Origin of the sequence: Mycolicibacterium sp. ND9-15, from assembly GCF_035918395.1 — a bacterium.
Lineage (GTDB): Bacteria > Actinomycetota > Actinomycetes > Mycobacteriales > Mycobacteriaceae > Mycobacterium.
This window is the reverse complement of sequence record NZ_CP142362.1, coordinates 373155-388110: the sequence shown is the minus strand read 5'-3', so window position 1 is coordinate 388110 and position 14956 is coordinate 373155. Positions and strand designations below refer to the sequence as shown.

The window sequence follows — 14956 nt, the reverse complement described above, 5'->3', positions numbered from 1 at the left end:
AACTCGTCGCCGGGCCAAATCCGTTCAGCGGCAATGTATTCAACGTCCGTCGTGGCCGAAACGTGACGGAGACTTGATCGAATTGCCTACGGGCTCTATGGCTTAACTTGCTGGAGCTCCCATAGCATGGTTGACATCGTTGTAATTCCAAGGGAGGCACAAGATTGCGTGCCATTGTCAGGTGTGTTCTATCCGCGGTCGTCGTCGCCACCAGTGTGGTGGCCGGGCCGGCTGTAGAAGGCAGGGCAGCCGTTAACCAGTGGGTGAGAAACGCCATCGCCTCCATACAGCCGGCGCAAGGCCAGGTCGTCGGAGTCGCGCACCCCGTCGTCGTGTCGTTCAAGGAGTCCGTCGCCGACAAGCGGGCCGCCGAGCGGCTCCTCGACATCACCTCGAATCCCGCCATGACCGGCAAGTTCGAGTGGCTCGACAGCGAGACCGTGCAGTGGGTTCCCGACCGGTTCTGGCCGGCGCACAGCACAATCGCTCTGTCCGTCGGCGGGATGAAGACGAACATCGCGACGGGCTCCGCGGTAGTCGCTGTCGCCAACATCGCGGAACACACGTTCACCGTGACCATCGACGGAGTTGAGGCTGGTCCGCCCCCGATCCTCCCCGCGCCACACCACCGTCCTCACTTCGGCAAACCCGGGGTTTTCCCGTCTTCGATGGGCAGGCCCGAATATCCGACGCCTGTGGGTACCTTCCCCGTTTTGGCCAAAGAGCGTGACGTGCTGATGGATTCGAGCAGCGTCGGCATCCCCGTCGGCGCGGACGACGGTTACCTGCTGGACGTGGAATGGGCCGTCCGGCTCACCACGCGTGGCATCTTCGTGCATTCAGCGCCGTGGGCGATCAATGCGCTCGGCCACGAGAACGTCAGCCACGGCTGCATCAACCTCAGCCCCGAAGACGCCGAGTGGTATTTCAACACGGTCAAGGTCGGGGACCCGGTTCTCGTACAGGAGAACAGCGTGGAGGTACCGCGACCGAGGGTGGAACCGGCGAACCCCGAGGTTCCGCGAGTGATCGCCCGCTGACGCCTCAGCCCTTGGACTTCTGGACGAACTCCGTCGCGACCTTGATCAGCGGCACATTGGAATCCTGAGATAGCTTGCGCAGCAGATCGAAAGCCTGAACTGCGTCGACGCCATAGCGTTCCATGATCATGCCCTTCGCCTGGCCGATGATGTCGCGGCTGGCCAACGCTTGCCTGAACTGTTGGTCGCGCCGCGCCGCATTCCACGCCACCGATGAATGGGCCGCGAAAACCAGTCCGATGCTCCGCGATTCGTCCCCGAACACGTCGGGTTTCTCCGAATAGACGTTGAGCGCGCCCATCGTTTCGCCCTCGATGAACAACTGAAATGCCATGATCGACCGAATCGGCGTCTCGGCGAGTGCGTCTCGGCGGTAGCCGGGAAAGCGATCGTCAATTTCGAGGTCGGCAACGTAGACGACTTTCTTGTCCCATGCCGCTGTCAGGCACGGGCCCTCCCGGTGCCGCTGCTGGATCTTGTCCAACAGCATCGGATACAAATGCGTCGCGGCGGGGGTCTCGACGGTCTTGGACTTGCGGATGATGGTGATGCCGGCGTACTGCGCACCAGGAATCTCGACGGCTGCATGTTCGGCCAGCTCCGCGATCACTGTTTCCGCGTCTGGTCGGTTGTAGAGCCCGCGCACCAATTCAGCGATGCGCAGATGGGTGTCCTCGCGCTCGTCGGGTTCGTTCGCCATCACCATCTGAAATCCTTCTCCAACTCGTCCCAGGCTACGCGGACGAGCCGGTAATCGATCTAGCGGTCGGTCATAATTATCGGCGACGCAAACAACGCTGACTGCAGTTTTCGGAGCTTTGCCGCCGAGGACAGCGCCCTACAGCGCCCGCAGATACCGCTCGGTGACGACGCGCTGAACCAGTGAGGCCACCGGGGAGCCCAGGCGACTCCACCAGGTCGCGTGCCGGCTGAACGCCCTCACCACAGCAGACACCTGCCCCGACGCCGGGTCGTAGCGCACCAGGAACAGCTCTTCACCCGACTCCGCGTGGCCCGGCAGGGTGCCGTAGGCGAACCCGCGGGCATTGTCTTCGGCCACGACGTAGACCACTCGGCACGGCGCCCCGATCGGACCGAGGTGCACGATCACCTCGGCCCCCACCTCCGCAGTTTCCGTCGTCGCCTCGACACGGACCCCGGCGCCGCGCAGCATGCCCCATCGCATGCCGGCCGCGGCGGCATCCTCGAAGCGGCCCCGACTGTGGCCGATGACTGCCGATTTGTGCACATGGTGGTAGCCGGACGGCAGCACACCGGCGGTGGCGCCCACCTCCGGATAGGTCAGCGGTAGCGCGGCGAGGTTGCTCAGCTGCACCCGGCCACCTTCCCATCCACGGCGTACGGTCGGTGCCGTGACCTCCCGTTGGCCGCATCGGAGCGGTAACTGCAGCGGACCGCCGCCGACCGTCGCGCCCCGCCACACTCGGTGTCGGCGAGGCGCTGCGCAAAGCCGGAGCCACCGGCGGCCGAACTAGGCAATACGGTGGACGGGTGAGTGCGGAGGGCAGGAGGGAGGCGACCCGGGAGATCACCGGGGCGCAGTCAGTCGCTGCGGAACCCGGTGGTGGGTTCAACCCGCCGGTCCCCACCGAGCGTGGGGGACCCGACTACGGACGCTTCATCGACGCGGTCCGTACGTTGCAGGACCACGCCCGCGCGGCCGACGCCCCCGACGAGGTGATCACTCAGGCGGCGGACCAAATCGAGAAGGTTTCCCAGCTCCTCGCCCCGTACTACGCAGATGAGTGGTCCTCCCCCTCGGGGCGGCGAATGGACTTGCCCGGCCGCGGCAACATCCTGTCCATCCCCCTCGACCTGCATGTCACCGGGGACCAGCACATCCGCGGCACAGCCGAGTTTCGCCGCTTCCACCTCGGCCGCAACGGCGCGGCCCACGGCGGCAGTGTTGCGCAACTGTTCGACGCGCTGCTGGGCTTCACCGCGTTCAAGCTCAGCGGTAGCAGGGCTCAGCGCACCGCGTTCCTGCACGTCGACTACCGCAAGATCGCGCGCGTCGAGAAGCAGTTCCAGGTGGCCGCGGGCATCGACCGGATCGAGGGCCGCAAGATCTTCGTCTCCGGCCGGCTGCTCGACGCCGACGCGGTGCTCGCCGAGGCGCACGCGTTGTTCGTCAAGCTCAAGCCGGGTCAGCCGTGAAGGCCGCCGACGTCAAGCTGCGCCTCGGGCGATGGCGCGATCGGGTGCGCGAGCGTCGCACCACGAACTTCACCTACCGCATGGCCGTCGGCGTCGTCGGTGCCGCGGTGCTCGGCCTGGGCATTGTGGCCATCCCGTACCCGGGCCCGGGCTGGGCGATCGTATTCGTCGGGCTCGCCATCCTGGCCACCGAGTTCGACTGGGCGCGACGATTGCTCAAGTACGCCCGGAAACGCTACGACGAGGTGATGGCGTGGTTTCACCGACAGCACGGCGCGATACAGATTTTGGGCGGAGTGTTCACCGCACTGGTGGTCTTCGCCACCTTGTGGCTGCTCGGCGCGGTCGGCTTCTTCTCCGAACTCGTCGGGCTGGACCACAAGCTGCTGAAGAGCCCTGTTGGCATCGGGTCCTGACTACCGGCACGGATAGCATGGTCGCGTCCTCGAATCTGTTGACGACGAAACTGGAGAGTCACCGATGAGCGCCGCGACAAACCGCACCCCAGCAGCCCTGATCCGGGTCGCTGCCGGGACCACCGCGGGTGAGGCGGTGCGAGAGGCCGGCCTGCCGAGCCGGGGCGCTCCGGATGCGATTGTCGTCGTCCGGGACGCCGAGGGGCGGTTACGCGACCTGTCGTGGGCGCCCGGCACCGATGTCGAGGTGACTCCGGTGGCCGCGGACACCGACGACGGCCGCAGCGTCATTCGGCACTCCACCGCACACGTACTGGCGCAGGCCGTGCAGGACATGTTCCCGGAGGCCAAGCTCGGCATCGGCCCGCCGATCGCCGACGGGTTCTACTACGACTTCGACGTAGAGCGCGCGTTCACGCCCGAGGATCTGGCGGCGCTGGAGAAGCGCATGCGCCAGATCGTCAAGGAAGGCCAGCTGTTCTCCCGGCGCGTCTACGAATCCAAAGACCAAGCGCGCGAAGAGCTCGCCGACGAGCCTTACAAACTCGAACTGGTGGACGACAAGTCCGGCGACCCCGACGTCATGGAAGTCGCCCCCCCTGGCTCTGATGACGAGCTGACCGCCTACGACAACCTCAATCCCCGCACCCGCGAACGGGAATGGGGCGACCTGTGCCGCGGACCGCACATCCCGACGACCAAGTACATCCCGGCGTTCAAACTCACCCGCAGCTCGGCCGCCTACTGGCGCGGCAATCAGGACAACGCGAGCCTGCAGCGCATCTACGGCACGGCGTGGGAGTCGCAAGAAGCCCTTGACAAGCACCTCGAGTTCATCGAGGAGGCGCAGCGGCGTGACCACCGCAGGCTCGGCGCCGAGCTCGACCTGTTCAGCTTTCCCGACGAATTAGGTTCGGGCTTACCGGTTTTCCACCCCAAAGGTGGTGTGGTGCGCTTGGAGTTGGAGAACTACTCGCGGCGCAAGCATCTGGAGGCGGGATACGAATTCGTCAACACCCCGCACATCACCAAAGAGCAGCTGTACATCACCTCGGGTCACCTGGAGTGGTATGCCGACGGCATGTTCCCCCCCATGCACATCGACGCCGAGTTCGGTCCGGACGGCGAGGTGCGCAAGCCTGGGCAGGACTACTACCTCAAGCCGATGAACTGCCCGATGCACCATCTGATCTTCCGGTCACGGGGACGGTCGTATCGCGAATTGCCGTTGCGGCTCTTCGAGTTCGGTTCGGTATACCGCTACGAGAAGTCCGGCGTGGTGCACGGCCTGACCCGGGTGCGGGGCATGACCCAGGACGATGCCCACATCTACACCACCCGCGAGCAGATGCGCGACGAGTTGGCCTCGCTTCTGCGCTTCGTGCTGGAGCTGCTCGCTGATTACGGTCTCGACGACTACTACCTGGAGTTGTCCACGAAGAACCCGGAGAAGTACGTCGGCGACGACGACGACTGGGAGCAGGCCACCGAGACGTTGCGGGAGGTCGCCGAGGCCTCCGGTCTTGACCTGGTGCCCGACCCGGGCGGCGCGGCCTTCTACGGTCCGAAGATCTCGGTGCAGGTCAAGGATGCGCTGGGGCGCAGCTGGCAGATGTCGACCATCCAGTTGGACTTCAACATGCCGGACCGGTTCGAGCTGGAGTACACCGCCGCCGACGGCAGCCGGCAGCGTCCGGTGCTGATCCACCGCGCATTGTTCGGTTCGATCGAGCGGTTCTTCGGGGTGCTCACCGAGCACTACGCCGGTGCGTTCCCGGCCTGGCTCGCGCCGGTGCAGGTGGTCGGCATCCCGGTCGCCGACGACCACGTTCCCTATCTCAACGGCCTTGCGGCGCAGCTGCAGATGAAGGGCATCCGAGCCGACGTGGACGCCGGCGACGACCGGATGGCCAAGAAGATCGTCAACCACACCAACCAGAAAGTGCCGTTCATGTTGGTGGCGGGGGACCGCGACGTGGAGGCCGAGGCCGTGAGCTTCCGTTTCGGTGACCGCACTCAGATCAACGGCGTCCCACGCGATAAGGCGGTCGCCGCGATCGCCGAGTGGATCGCAAGCCGGAAAAACGCCGCTCCCACAGCGGAACTGCTCGAGGTGGACACGGCGAAGTGAGCCCCGAAGAGCAGAGACGCGAAGAGCAGACGATAATCGACCGCGGCGTCGGTGAGCCTGACCATCTGCAACGGTTGTGGACGCCGCACCGGATGAGCTACATTGCCGAGGCGCCGATGAAGGGCGGTTCGGCGGGATCGGGCAAGTCTCTGCAGCCGTTCACCGACATCCCCATGATGTCGGACGAGGAGGGACTCGTCGTCGCGCGTGGCGAGTCGGTCTACATCGTGCTCAACCTGTACCCGTACAACCCGGGCCACTCGATGGTGGTGCCCTATCGGCGGGTGGCCGAGCTGGAGGATCTCACCCCGGACGAGAGCCTCGAGCTGATCTCGTTCACGCAGAAGCTGATTCGGGTGATCAAGTCGGTGTCCCGGCCGCACGGCTTCAACGTCGGGCTCAACCTCGGCCAATCGGCGGGCGGCTCGCTGGCTGATCATCTGCACATGCACGTGGTGCCGCGCTGGAGCGGCGATGCCAACTTCATCACGATCATCGGCGGCTCGAAAGCGGTGCCGCAGTTGCTGGGTGAAACCCGTGAACTCCTTGCCAAGGAATGGGCGAGGCAGCAGTGAGCAACTTCTATCTGATGACCCGCGCGGCGTACGAAAAGCTCAGCACGCCGGTCGCCAAGGCTGCGCTTCGGGTGGGTTTCACACCCGACAGCATCACCATCCTGGGCACCGCCGGCTCCGTGTTGGGCGCGCTGACGCTGTATCCGATCGGTCAGTTGTGGTGGGGCTCGGTGGCCGTGTGGCTCTTCGTGCTCGCCGACATGCTCGACGGCGCGATGGCCCGTCAACGCGGCGGCGGCACCCGGTTCGGCGCCGTGCTGGACGCCACCTGCGACCGGATCAGCGACGGCGCCATCTTCTGCGGGCTGCTGTGGTGGGCCGCGTTCGGGCTGCGCAGCACGTCGTTGGTGGTCGCAACCGCGATCTGCTTGGTGACCTCGCAGGTGATCTCGTACATCAAGGCCCGCGCCGAAGCCAGTGGGCTGTCCGCGGAGGGCGGCTTGATCGAGCGTCCGGAGCGGCTGATCATCGTGCTGCTCGGGGCCGGGTTGTCGGGATTGTTCGGGGTGGAGTTGTTGCTGCACTTCGCGATGTGGGTGCTCGCGTTGACCAGCCTGGTCACGCTGGGCCAGCGGGTGCACAGTGTGCGTACCTCGCCGGGGGCGATGGACCGCATCGCCAAGCCCGGCGCCACCGACTCCGGTAAAGAGAAACCGGAGGCGTGGGGGAACCACCCGCCCGGAGGGCAGGGGGACGAGCCGTGACGACCACGCCCTCGGGGCCGACGGCCAGTGCCCATCCAGTGGGTGGCCGCTTGGCCGACTGGGGGTACGCCGCCGGATGGCGGGTCGTCCGTGCGATGCCGGAGTTCCTCGCGCGCAACGCGTTCGACGCCGGAGCGCACTATGCGGCGCGTGGCGGCGGACCGGAACAGCTGCGCAAGAACCTGGCTCGTGTCGTCGGCATCGCACCCGAACAGGTGCCCGACGGCTTGATTCGCGCATCGCTCGCCTCCTACGCCCGGTACTGGCGGGAGGCATTCCGGCTGCCGACGATGGACCACGAGGCGATCGGCCGTGAGCTCGTCGTGGACGACATCGATCGGCTATGGGCCGCGCTGGACGCGGGTCGCGGCGCCGTCTTGTCGCTGCCGCACAGCGGTAACTGGGATATGGCGGGGGTCTGGCTCGCGCAGAACTACGGCACATTCACCACGGTGGCCGAGCGGCTCAAGCCCGAGTCGCTGTACAACCGGTTCGTCGCCTACCGGGAAGGCCTCGGCTTCGAGGTCGTTCCGCTGAGCGGCGGTGACCGGCCGCCTTTCGAGGTGCTCGCCGAGCGGTTGCGGGGCAACCGGCCAGTGTGCCTGATGGCGGATCGGGACCTGAGCCGCAACGGAGTTCAGGTCGATTTCTTCGGCGAAGCCACCCGCATGCCGGCGGGTTCGGCCAAACTCGCGATCGAGACCGGGGCGGCGTTGTTTCCGGTGCACTGCTGGTTTGAAGGCGACGGTTGGGGCATGCGGGTGTATCCCGAGGTCGACACGTCCTCCGGTGACGTCACCGTCATCACCCAGTCGTTGGCGGACCGGTTCGCCCGCAACATCGCCGCGTACCCCGCCGACTGGCACATGATGCAACCGCAGTGGCTGGCCGACCTGCCCGCGGAGCGGCGCGCGAAGCTGGAGGCGGGCTAGTGCGCATCGGCATGGTCTGCCCGTACTCGTTCGACGTGCCCGGCGGCGTGCAGTCGCACGTTCTGCAATTGGCCCAGGTGATGCACGATCGCGGCCACGACGTCAGCGTGCTCGCGCCGTCGTCGCCGGGTACGGAGTTGCCCGACTACGTGGTCTCCGGCGGTAGGGCCGTGCCGATCCCGTACAACGGGTCCGTCGCGCGTCTGCGATTCGGGCCCGCCACGCACCGCATGGTCAAGCGGTGGCTGGCCGACGGCGACTTCGACGTGCTGCACCTGCACGAGCCCAACGCGCCGAGCCTGTCGATGCTGGCGCTCAACGTCGCCGAGGGCCCGATCGTGGCGACGTTTCACACATCGACGACAAAGTCGTTGACGCTCACCGTGTTCGAGCCGATCCTGCGGCCGATGCACGAGAAGATCGTCGGCCGGATCGCGGTCTCGGACCTGGCGCGGCGCTGGCAGATGGAGGCGTTGGGCAGCGACGCCGTCGAGATCCCCAACGGCGTCGATGTGGGCGCGTTTGCGTCCGCGCCGCTTCTCGAGGGCTATCCCCGCGCGGGTAAGACGGTGCTGTTCCTGGGTCGTTTCGACGAGCCGCGCAAGGGCATGGCCGTGCTGCTGCGTGCGTTGCCGAAGTTGGTCGAGCGGTTCGGTGACATCGAGATACTCATCGTCGGCCGCGGTGACGAGGACGAACTGCGTAAGGACGCCGGTGAACTCGCCGCGCGTCTGCGCTTCCTGGGTCAGGTCGACGACGCAGAGAAGGCCTCGGCGATGCGCAGCGCCGACGTGTACTGCGCGCCGCACACCGGCGGTGAGAGTTTCGGCATCGTCCTCGTCGAGGCGATGGCGGCCGGCACTGCGGTGGTGGCCAGCGACCTCGACGCGTTCCGGCGGGTACTCGCAGACGGTGTGGCCGGACGCCTGGTCCCCGTCGACGATGCGCCGGCACTGGCCGACGGGCTGATCGAAATGCTCGAGAACGACGCGGTGCGCGAGCGCTACATCGCGGCAGCGACCGACGCGGTCCGGCGCTACGACTGGTCGGTGGTGGCGCGCCAGATCATGCGGGTGTACGAGACCGTCTCGGGCGCGGGGATCAAGGTGACGGTGGCCGGTGGTGACGGCAGCGGCCGGGCCAAGCCCGCCAGAGCGAGGGCAGGGAAGGCGACCGGAGGCGTCCGGTGATCACCTGGATCGTGGTGATCACGCTGGCGCTACTTGTCGTGGTTCTTCTGGCGATCGGTGCGTGGGCGTTGCAGATGGCCAACCGGCTGGACCGGCTGCATGTGCGTTACGACCTGTCGTGGCAAGCGCTCGACGGCGCGTTGGCTCGCCGCGCTGTGGTCGCCCGCGCGGTCGCCGTCGACGCCTACGGTGGCGGCCCGGAGGGCAGGCGGCTGGCGGCGCTGGCCGACGCAGCCGAGCGGTCGGCGCGGCCAGCGCGCGAGGCCGCCGAGAACGACTTGTCCGCCGCGCTGACCATGGTCGACCCGGCGTCGCTGCCACCGGCTTTGGTCACCGAACTCGCCGACGCCGAAGCGCGGGTGGTGCTGGCCCGCCGCTTCCACAACGACGCGGTGCGAGACACCCTTGCGCTTCGCGAACGACCGGTGGTGCGCATCCTGCGGCTCGGCGGAACCGCCGCGCTACCAACCTATTTCGAGATTGTCGAGCGACCGGAGGCGGCACCGGGGGTCAGCCGCCGGTGAGCTGGCGCACGTCGGCGCGAGTGGTTCTGCTCGACGAGACCGGTGCGGTGCTGTTGCTTCGCGGCTCGGACCCGGCGATCGTCGACGCGCCGCTGTGGTGGTTCACCGTCGGTGGTGCGGTGGAACCGGGGGAGGCCCTGGCCGAGGCCGCGGCGCGAGAAGTCGGCGAGGAGACCGGCCTGCGAGTGGCCGCCGCCGACCTGGTCGGCCCGCTATGGCGGCGCCAGGCGGTCTTCGAGTTCGACGGCGCGGTGATCCGGAGCGAAGAGCTGTTCTTCGTGCACCGCACCATCCGGTTCGAGCCGTCTATGGGCGGTCACACCGCACTGGAACGACGCACGATTCACGGCTACCGCTGGTGTGATGAGACAATGATTCAAGAACTGGTCGCCAACGGCGAAACCGTCTACCCGCTGCAACTCGGCGAGTTGCTGAAACAAGCCAATGCGCTCGCCGACGCGCGCGGGGGCGGTCTGCGGCCGCAGTTGCAGTCGATCCGTTGAAGCGCGGAATCAACACATTTGCGCCCGCCCTTAGACTGGATCAGTAGCGATTCGGAGGAGATAGCAGTGGATACCGCACCTAACGGGGTCCCAGGGGGCTGGAGCGATGGGGGTACCTCCCATCCGGAGGGTAGGGGGACGACCGGGGGGAAGGACGGGGTGACCCAGACCGGAACCGCCCGGGTGAAGCGCGGCATGGCAGAGATGCTCAAGGGCGGCGTGATCATGGACGTCGTCACGCCGGAGCAGGCTCGGATCGCCGAGGGCGCCGGTGCGGTGGCGGTCATGGCGCTCGAACGCGTTCCCGCCGACATCCGCGCGCAGGGTGGCGTCGCGCGGATGAGCGATCCCGATCTCATCGAGGGCATCATCTCCGCGGTGACCATTCCGGTCATGGCCAAGGTCCGTATCGGGCACTTCGTTGAGGCGCAGATCCTGCAGAGCCTCGGCGTGGACTACATCGACGAGTCCGAGGTGCTCACCCCCGCCGACTACACCCATCACATCGACAAGTGGAAGTTCACCGTCCCGTTCGTGTGCGGTGCGACCAACCTGGGCGAGGCATTGCGTCGCATCACCGAGGGCGCGGCGATGATCCGCTCGAAGGGCGAGGCCGGCACCGGTGACGTGTCGAACGCGACCACCCACATGCGTCAGATCGGCGGCGAGATCCGTCGGCTCACCTCGCTGTCGGAGGACGAGTTGTACGTCGCCGCAAAGGAACTGCAGGCGCCGTACGATCTCGTGGTCGAGGTGGCTCGGGCCGGCAAGCTGCCGGTCACGCTGTTCACCGCCGGTGGTATCGCGACCCCGGCCGACGCGGCGATGATGATGCAGCTCGGCGCCGAGGGCGTGTTCGTCGGGTCGGGCATCTTCAAGTCCGGCGACCCCGCCGCACGCGCCGCCGCGATCGTCAAGGCCACCACGTTCTACGACGATCCCGACGTGCTGGCGAAGGTGTCGCGCGGGCTCGGCGAGCCCATGGTCGGAATCAACGTGGAGGACGTCGCGGCCCCGCACCGGCTCGCCGAGCGCGGCTGGTAACCGGATCCGATGTCGATCGAACAGATCCTCGATCTCGAACAACTCGAGGTCAATATCTACCGCGGCACCATGTGGAGCCCCGAGTCGGGCTTTCTGCAGCGCACGTTCGGCGGGCATGTGGCGGGACAGTCGCTGGTGTCGGCAGTGCGCACCGTCGAGAGGGAGTTCGAGGTGCACTCACTGCACGGCTACTTCCTGCGCCCCGGGGACGCGACCGCGCCCACGGTGTACATCGTCGAGCGGTTGCGTGACGGCGGTTCGTTCGCGACGCGCCGCGTCAATGCGATCCAGCACGGCGAGACCATCTTCTCGATGTCGGCGTCCTTCCAGACCGACCAGAGTGGCATCGAGCATCAGGACTCGGTGCCGTCGGCGCCGCCACCGGATGATCTCCCGGCGCTGACGGATACCAAGGCCTTCGACGACGCAGGCTTCAAGCAGTTCGAGGAGTGGGACGTGCGCATCGTCCCGCAGGAGAAGTTGGTGCGGGTCCCAGGCAAGGCTTCTCAGCAGCAGGTCTGGTTTCGGCACAAGGATCCCCTGCCCGACGACCACGTTCTGCACATCTGCGCGCTGGCCTACATGAGCGACCTCACCCTGCTGGGGTCGGCGCAGGTGCACCATGCCGATGAACGCAAGCACCTGCAGGTCGCCTCGCTGGACCACGCCATGTGGTTCATGCGGCAGTTCCGCGCCGACGAGTGGCTGCTCTACGACCAGTCCTCGCCGTCGGCGTCCGGTGGCCGCTCGCTGTGTCAGGGCAAAATCTTCAATCAGGACGGTGAGATGGTCGCCGCGGTGATGCAGGAGGGCCTGACCCGCTACAAGCGCGACTACAACCCGTGAGCACACCCCACGTCGGCGTGCTGGCGCTGCAGGGGGACACCCGCGAACACCTTGCCGCACTGCGGGAGGCCGGCGCCGAGGCGTCGACCGTGCGGCGGGTGCCCGAGCTGGAGTCGGTCGACGCGCTGGTGATCCCCGGCGGCGAGTCCACGGCGATGAGCCACCTGCTGCGCGAACTCGATCTGCTCGAGCCTCTTCGGTCGCGGCTGGCCGATGGTATGCCGGCCTACGGCTCGTGTGCGGGGATGATCCTGCTGGCGTCGGAGATTCTAGATGCCGGCGCGGCGGGCCGCGAAGCCACACCGCTCAAGGGCATCGATATGACGGTGCGGCGCAATGCCTTTGGCCGTCAGGTCGATTCGTTCGAAGAAGACATCGACTTCGGCGGTGTCGACGGGTCGGTGCACGCCGTATTCATTCGGGCGCCGTGGGTCGAACGTGCCGGACCCGAGGTGGAAGTGCTGGCCGAGGCGGCCGGTCACATCGTCGCGGTGCGTCAGGGCAAGCGGCTCGCGACGGCCTTCCATCCGGAGATGACCGGCGACCGCCGCATCCACAAACTGTTCGTCGACATGCTCTGAGCGGCGATTTGTGGAGCCGCACCGGCGGTGAGCGCCGGTGCGGCTCCACAAATCGCTTGCTCAGCGGATCTCGAGGCCCGTGACCGCGCGGCCGATCACCAGCCGCTGGATCTCGCTGGTGCCCTCGAAGATCGTGAAGATCTTGGCGTCGCGGTGCATCCGCTCGACCGGATACTCGCGGGTGTAGCCGTTGCCGCCGAGGATCTGGATCGCCTCGTCCGTCACATACACCGCGGTCTCGCTGGCGACCAGCTTGGCCATCGAGCCCTCGGCGTTCTCGAACGGCTTGCCGTTGCGGGCCATCCAACCGGCGCGCCACACCAGCATCCGGGCGGCGTCGATGCGGGCCTTCATATCGGCCAACTTGAACGCAATGGCCTGGAATTCGCCGATCTTGCGGCCGAACTGCTCACGTTGGCGGGCGTAGTCGAGCGCGTACTCATATGCCGCGCGCGCCACGCCGACGGCCATCGCCCCGACACTGGGTCGCGTGCGTTCGAACGTCATCAGCGCCGCCTGGCTCTTGGCGCTCTTACCCTCGCGCACGCGCGCGATGCGTTCCTCGAACTTCTCTCTGCCGCCGACGATCAGACGGCCCGGGATGCGCACGTCCTCGAGCACCACCTCGGCGGTGTGCGAGGCGCGGATGCCGTGCTTGAGGAACTTCTGGCCCTGCCGGAAACCGGGTGTGTTCGGCGGGATGATGAATGTCGCCTGTCCGCGCGTGCCGAGTTCGGGATACACCGAAGCGACGACGATGTGCACCTCGGCGATACCGCCGTTGGTGGCCCAGGTCTTCACGCCGTTGAGTACCCATTCGTCCGTGGCCTCGTCGTAGCGGGCGCGGGTGAGGATGGCCCCGACGTCGGAACCCGCCCCCGGTTCCGACGAGCAGAACGACGCGACTTTCGGCTCGTTGACGGTGCCGAACATCTGCGGCAGCCATTCGCCCATCTGCTCGGGCGTTCCGTTGGCGGCCAGTGACGCCGCCGCCAGACCGGTGCCCAAGATGGCGAGCGCGATGCCCGCGTCGCCCCAGAACATCTCCTCGAAAACCGTCAGCATGCCGAGGCCGGTCGGCTCCGCGGACTGCTCAGCGAACATCTCCATCGAGTACAACCCGACCTTCGCGGCCTCCTGGATGATCGGCCAAGGCGTCTCTTCCCGCTCGTCCCATTCGGCGGCGGCGGGCCGGATGACGTCGGCTGCGAACTCGTGCACCCAGTCCCGGACGTGGATCAGGTCGGGGGACAACTCAAGCGAGAAGGACATGCGCGCTATCTTACTGCGGAGTAAGATAGCCGCGAAATCCTGTGGCAGAGCTAACAGGCGGGCCCCCGGAGGGGAAGCCGCAACCGCGCTTCGACACGCTCGTCAGATCCCTGGGCCGGACTGGCGCCATCGTCTCCCGACGCTGTTCGGTAGAGCGCAAACGTCCACGTAGACTCGTCGAGCGGACTTAGCGCACGAACTTTGCGCATTGATAGCGCACGGAGAGGTATCACCAGCATGAGCGGCCATTCCAAGTGGGCCACCACCAAGCACAAGAAGGCCGTCATCGACGCCCGCCGCGGCAAGATGTTCGCCAAATTGATCAAGAACGTCGAGGTCGCGGCGCGCGTCGGCGGCGGCGACCCGGCGGGCAATCCGACGTTGTACGACGCGATCCAGAAGGCCAAGAAGTCGTCGGTGCCCAATGACAACATCGAACGGGCCCGCAAGCGCGGCAGCGGTGAGGAAGCCGGCGGCGCCGAATACCAGAACATCACCTACGAGGGGTACGGCCCCAACGGCGTCGCGGTGCTGATCGAATGCCTGACCGACAACCGCAATCGCGCGGCCGGTGAGGTGCGCGTCGCGATGACCCGTAACGGCGGCAACATGGCCGACCCGGGTTCGGTGTCCTACCTTTTCTCGCGCAAGGGCGTCGTCACGCTCGAGAAGAACGGCCTCACCGAAGACGACGTGCTGATGGCCGTGCTCGAAGCCGGGGCCGAGGATGTCAACGATCTCGGCGATAGTTTCGAAGTCATCTGTGAGCCAACCGATCTCGTCGCTGTGCGCACCGCCCTACAGGACGCTGGTATCGACTACGAGTCGGCCGAGGCCGGGTTCGAGCCGTCGGTCAGCGTGCCGCTCGACGCAGACGGCGCCCGCAAGATCATGAAGCTGGTCGACGCGCTCGAAGACCTCGACGACGTCCAGGACGTCTACACCAACATCGACATCCCCGACGACGTCGCAGCCGAGCTCGACAACGACGACTAGAGGGGCATGGCCGTCATTGGCTCA

15 protein-coding genes and 1 pseudogene are annotated in these 14956 nt (G+C 66.7%); 13 read left to right on the top strand and 3 right to left on the bottom strand.

The features are described from left to right. Window positions 1–164 precede the first annotated feature (164 nt). Window positions 165–1040 carry a L,D-transpeptidase gene (locus QGN32_RS01860; protein ID WP_326546989.1) on the top strand — a complete coding sequence of 292 codons (876 nt, stop codon included), beginning with the start codon at window positions 165–167 and terminating at the stop codon, window positions 1038–1040. Between the two features lie 4 nt (window positions 1041–1044). Here the strand turns inward: QGN32_RS01860 and QGN32_RS01855 are convergent, their stop codons facing one another. Then, window positions 1045–1746 carry a GAF and ANTAR domain-containing protein gene (locus QGN32_RS01855; protein WP_326546988.1) on the bottom strand — a complete coding sequence of 234 codons (702 nt, stop codon included), beginning with the start codon at window positions 1744–1746 and terminating at the stop codon, window positions 1045–1047. A gap of 132 nt (window positions 1747–1878) precedes the next feature. Continuing rightward, window positions 1879–2376 (bottom strand): DUF1990 domain-containing protein, encoded by a 498-nt coding sequence (locus tag QGN32_RS01850; protein ID WP_326546987.1) that lies wholly within the window; start codon window positions 2374–2376, stop codon window positions 1879–1881. A gap of 176 nt (window positions 2377–2552) precedes the next feature. Here QGN32_RS01850 and QGN32_RS01845 point away from each other — a divergent pair, with 176 nt between their 5' ends. The 11 genes and pseudogenes from QGN32_RS01845 (at window position 2553) to pdxT (ending at window position 12664) form a co-directional block, all read left to right on the top strand. Next, window positions 2553–3218 (top strand): PaaI family thioesterase, encoded by a 666-nt coding sequence (locus QGN32_RS01845; protein WP_442791769.1) that lies wholly within the window; start codon window positions 2553–2555, stop codon window positions 3216–3218. Further along, window positions 3215–3634: a TIGR02611 family protein gene (locus QGN32_RS01840; protein ID WP_326546986.1), complete on the top strand. Its 420-nt coding sequence runs from the start codon at window positions 3215–3217 to the stop codon at window positions 3632–3634. Before QGN32_RS01845 ends, QGN32_RS01840 begins: the two co-directional genes overlap by 4 nt. 64 nt (window positions 3635–3698) lie before the next feature. After that, window positions 3699–5765, top strand: coding sequence for a threonine--tRNA ligase (thrS, locus tag QGN32_RS01835; protein WP_326546985.1), 2067 nt, complete (start codon window positions 3699–3701; stop codon window positions 5763–5765). After that, window positions 5762–6340: an ATP adenylyltransferase gene (locus QGN32_RS01830; RefSeq protein WP_326546984.1), complete on the top strand. Its 579-nt coding sequence runs from the start codon at window positions 5762–5764 to the stop codon at window positions 6338–6340. Before thrS ends, QGN32_RS01830 begins: the two co-directional genes overlap by 4 nt. Further along, on the top strand, window positions 6337–7044 hold the full coding sequence (gene pgsA / locus QGN32_RS01825) for a phosphatidylinositol phosphate synthase (protein ID WP_326546983.1): 708 nt from the start codon (window positions 6337–6339) through the stop codon (window positions 7042–7044). The genes QGN32_RS01830 and pgsA overlap by 4 nt, the downstream gene beginning before the upstream one ends. Before the next feature lie 95 nt (window positions 7045–7139). Next, window positions 7140–7976: a phosphatidylinositol mannoside acyltransferase gene (locus QGN32_RS01820; protein WP_442791813.1), complete on the top strand. Its 837-nt coding sequence runs from the start codon at window positions 7140–7142 to the stop codon at window positions 7974–7976. Continuing rightward, window positions 7976–9166: a glycosyltransferase family 4 protein gene (locus QGN32_RS01815; RefSeq protein ID WP_326546981.1), complete on the top strand. Its 1191-nt coding sequence runs from the start codon at window positions 7976–7978 to the stop codon at window positions 9164–9166. Before QGN32_RS01820 ends, QGN32_RS01815 begins: the two co-directional genes overlap by 1 nt. Continuing rightward, a pseudogene (locus QGN32_RS01810) lies at window positions 9163–10193 on the top strand (NUDIX hydrolase). Before QGN32_RS01815 ends, QGN32_RS01810 begins: the two are co-directional and overlap by 4 nt. A gap of 195 nt (window positions 10194–10388) precedes the next feature. Beyond that, on the top strand, window positions 10389–11237 hold the full coding sequence (gene pdxS / locus QGN32_RS01805; RefSeq protein WP_231967450.1) for a pyridoxal 5'-phosphate synthase lyase subunit PdxS: 849 nt from the start codon (window positions 10389–10391) through the stop codon (window positions 11235–11237). Window positions 11238–11246: 9 nt separating this feature from the next. Beyond that, window positions 11247–12083: an acyl-CoA thioesterase II gene (gene tesB / locus QGN32_RS01800; RefSeq protein ID WP_326546980.1), complete on the top strand. Its 837-nt coding sequence runs from the start codon at window positions 11247–11249 to the stop codon at window positions 12081–12083. Beyond that, window positions 12080–12664 carry a pyridoxal 5'-phosphate synthase glutaminase subunit PdxT gene (pdxT, locus tag QGN32_RS01795; RefSeq protein ID WP_326546979.1) on the top strand — a complete coding sequence of 195 codons (585 nt, stop codon included), beginning with the start codon at window positions 12080–12082 and terminating at the stop codon, window positions 12662–12664. The genes tesB and pdxT overlap by 4 nt, the downstream gene beginning before the upstream one ends. Before the next feature lie 60 nt (window positions 12665–12724). Here the strand turns inward: pdxT and QGN32_RS01790 are convergent, their stop codons facing one another. Continuing rightward, a complete protein-coding gene (locus QGN32_RS01790) occupies window positions 12725–13936 on the bottom strand; it encodes an acyl-CoA dehydrogenase family protein (RefSeq protein ID WP_326546978.1) in 1212 nt (403 codons plus the stop codon). Window positions 13937–14173: 237 nt separating this feature from the next. Between QGN32_RS01790 and QGN32_RS01785 the strand changes: the two genes are divergently transcribed. Next, window positions 14174–14932 (top strand): YebC/PmpR family DNA-binding transcriptional regulator, encoded by a 759-nt coding sequence (locus QGN32_RS01785; RefSeq protein ID WP_326546977.1) that lies wholly within the window; start codon window positions 14174–14176, stop codon window positions 14930–14932. The last annotated feature ends 24 nt before the right edge of the window (window positions 14933–14956 follow it).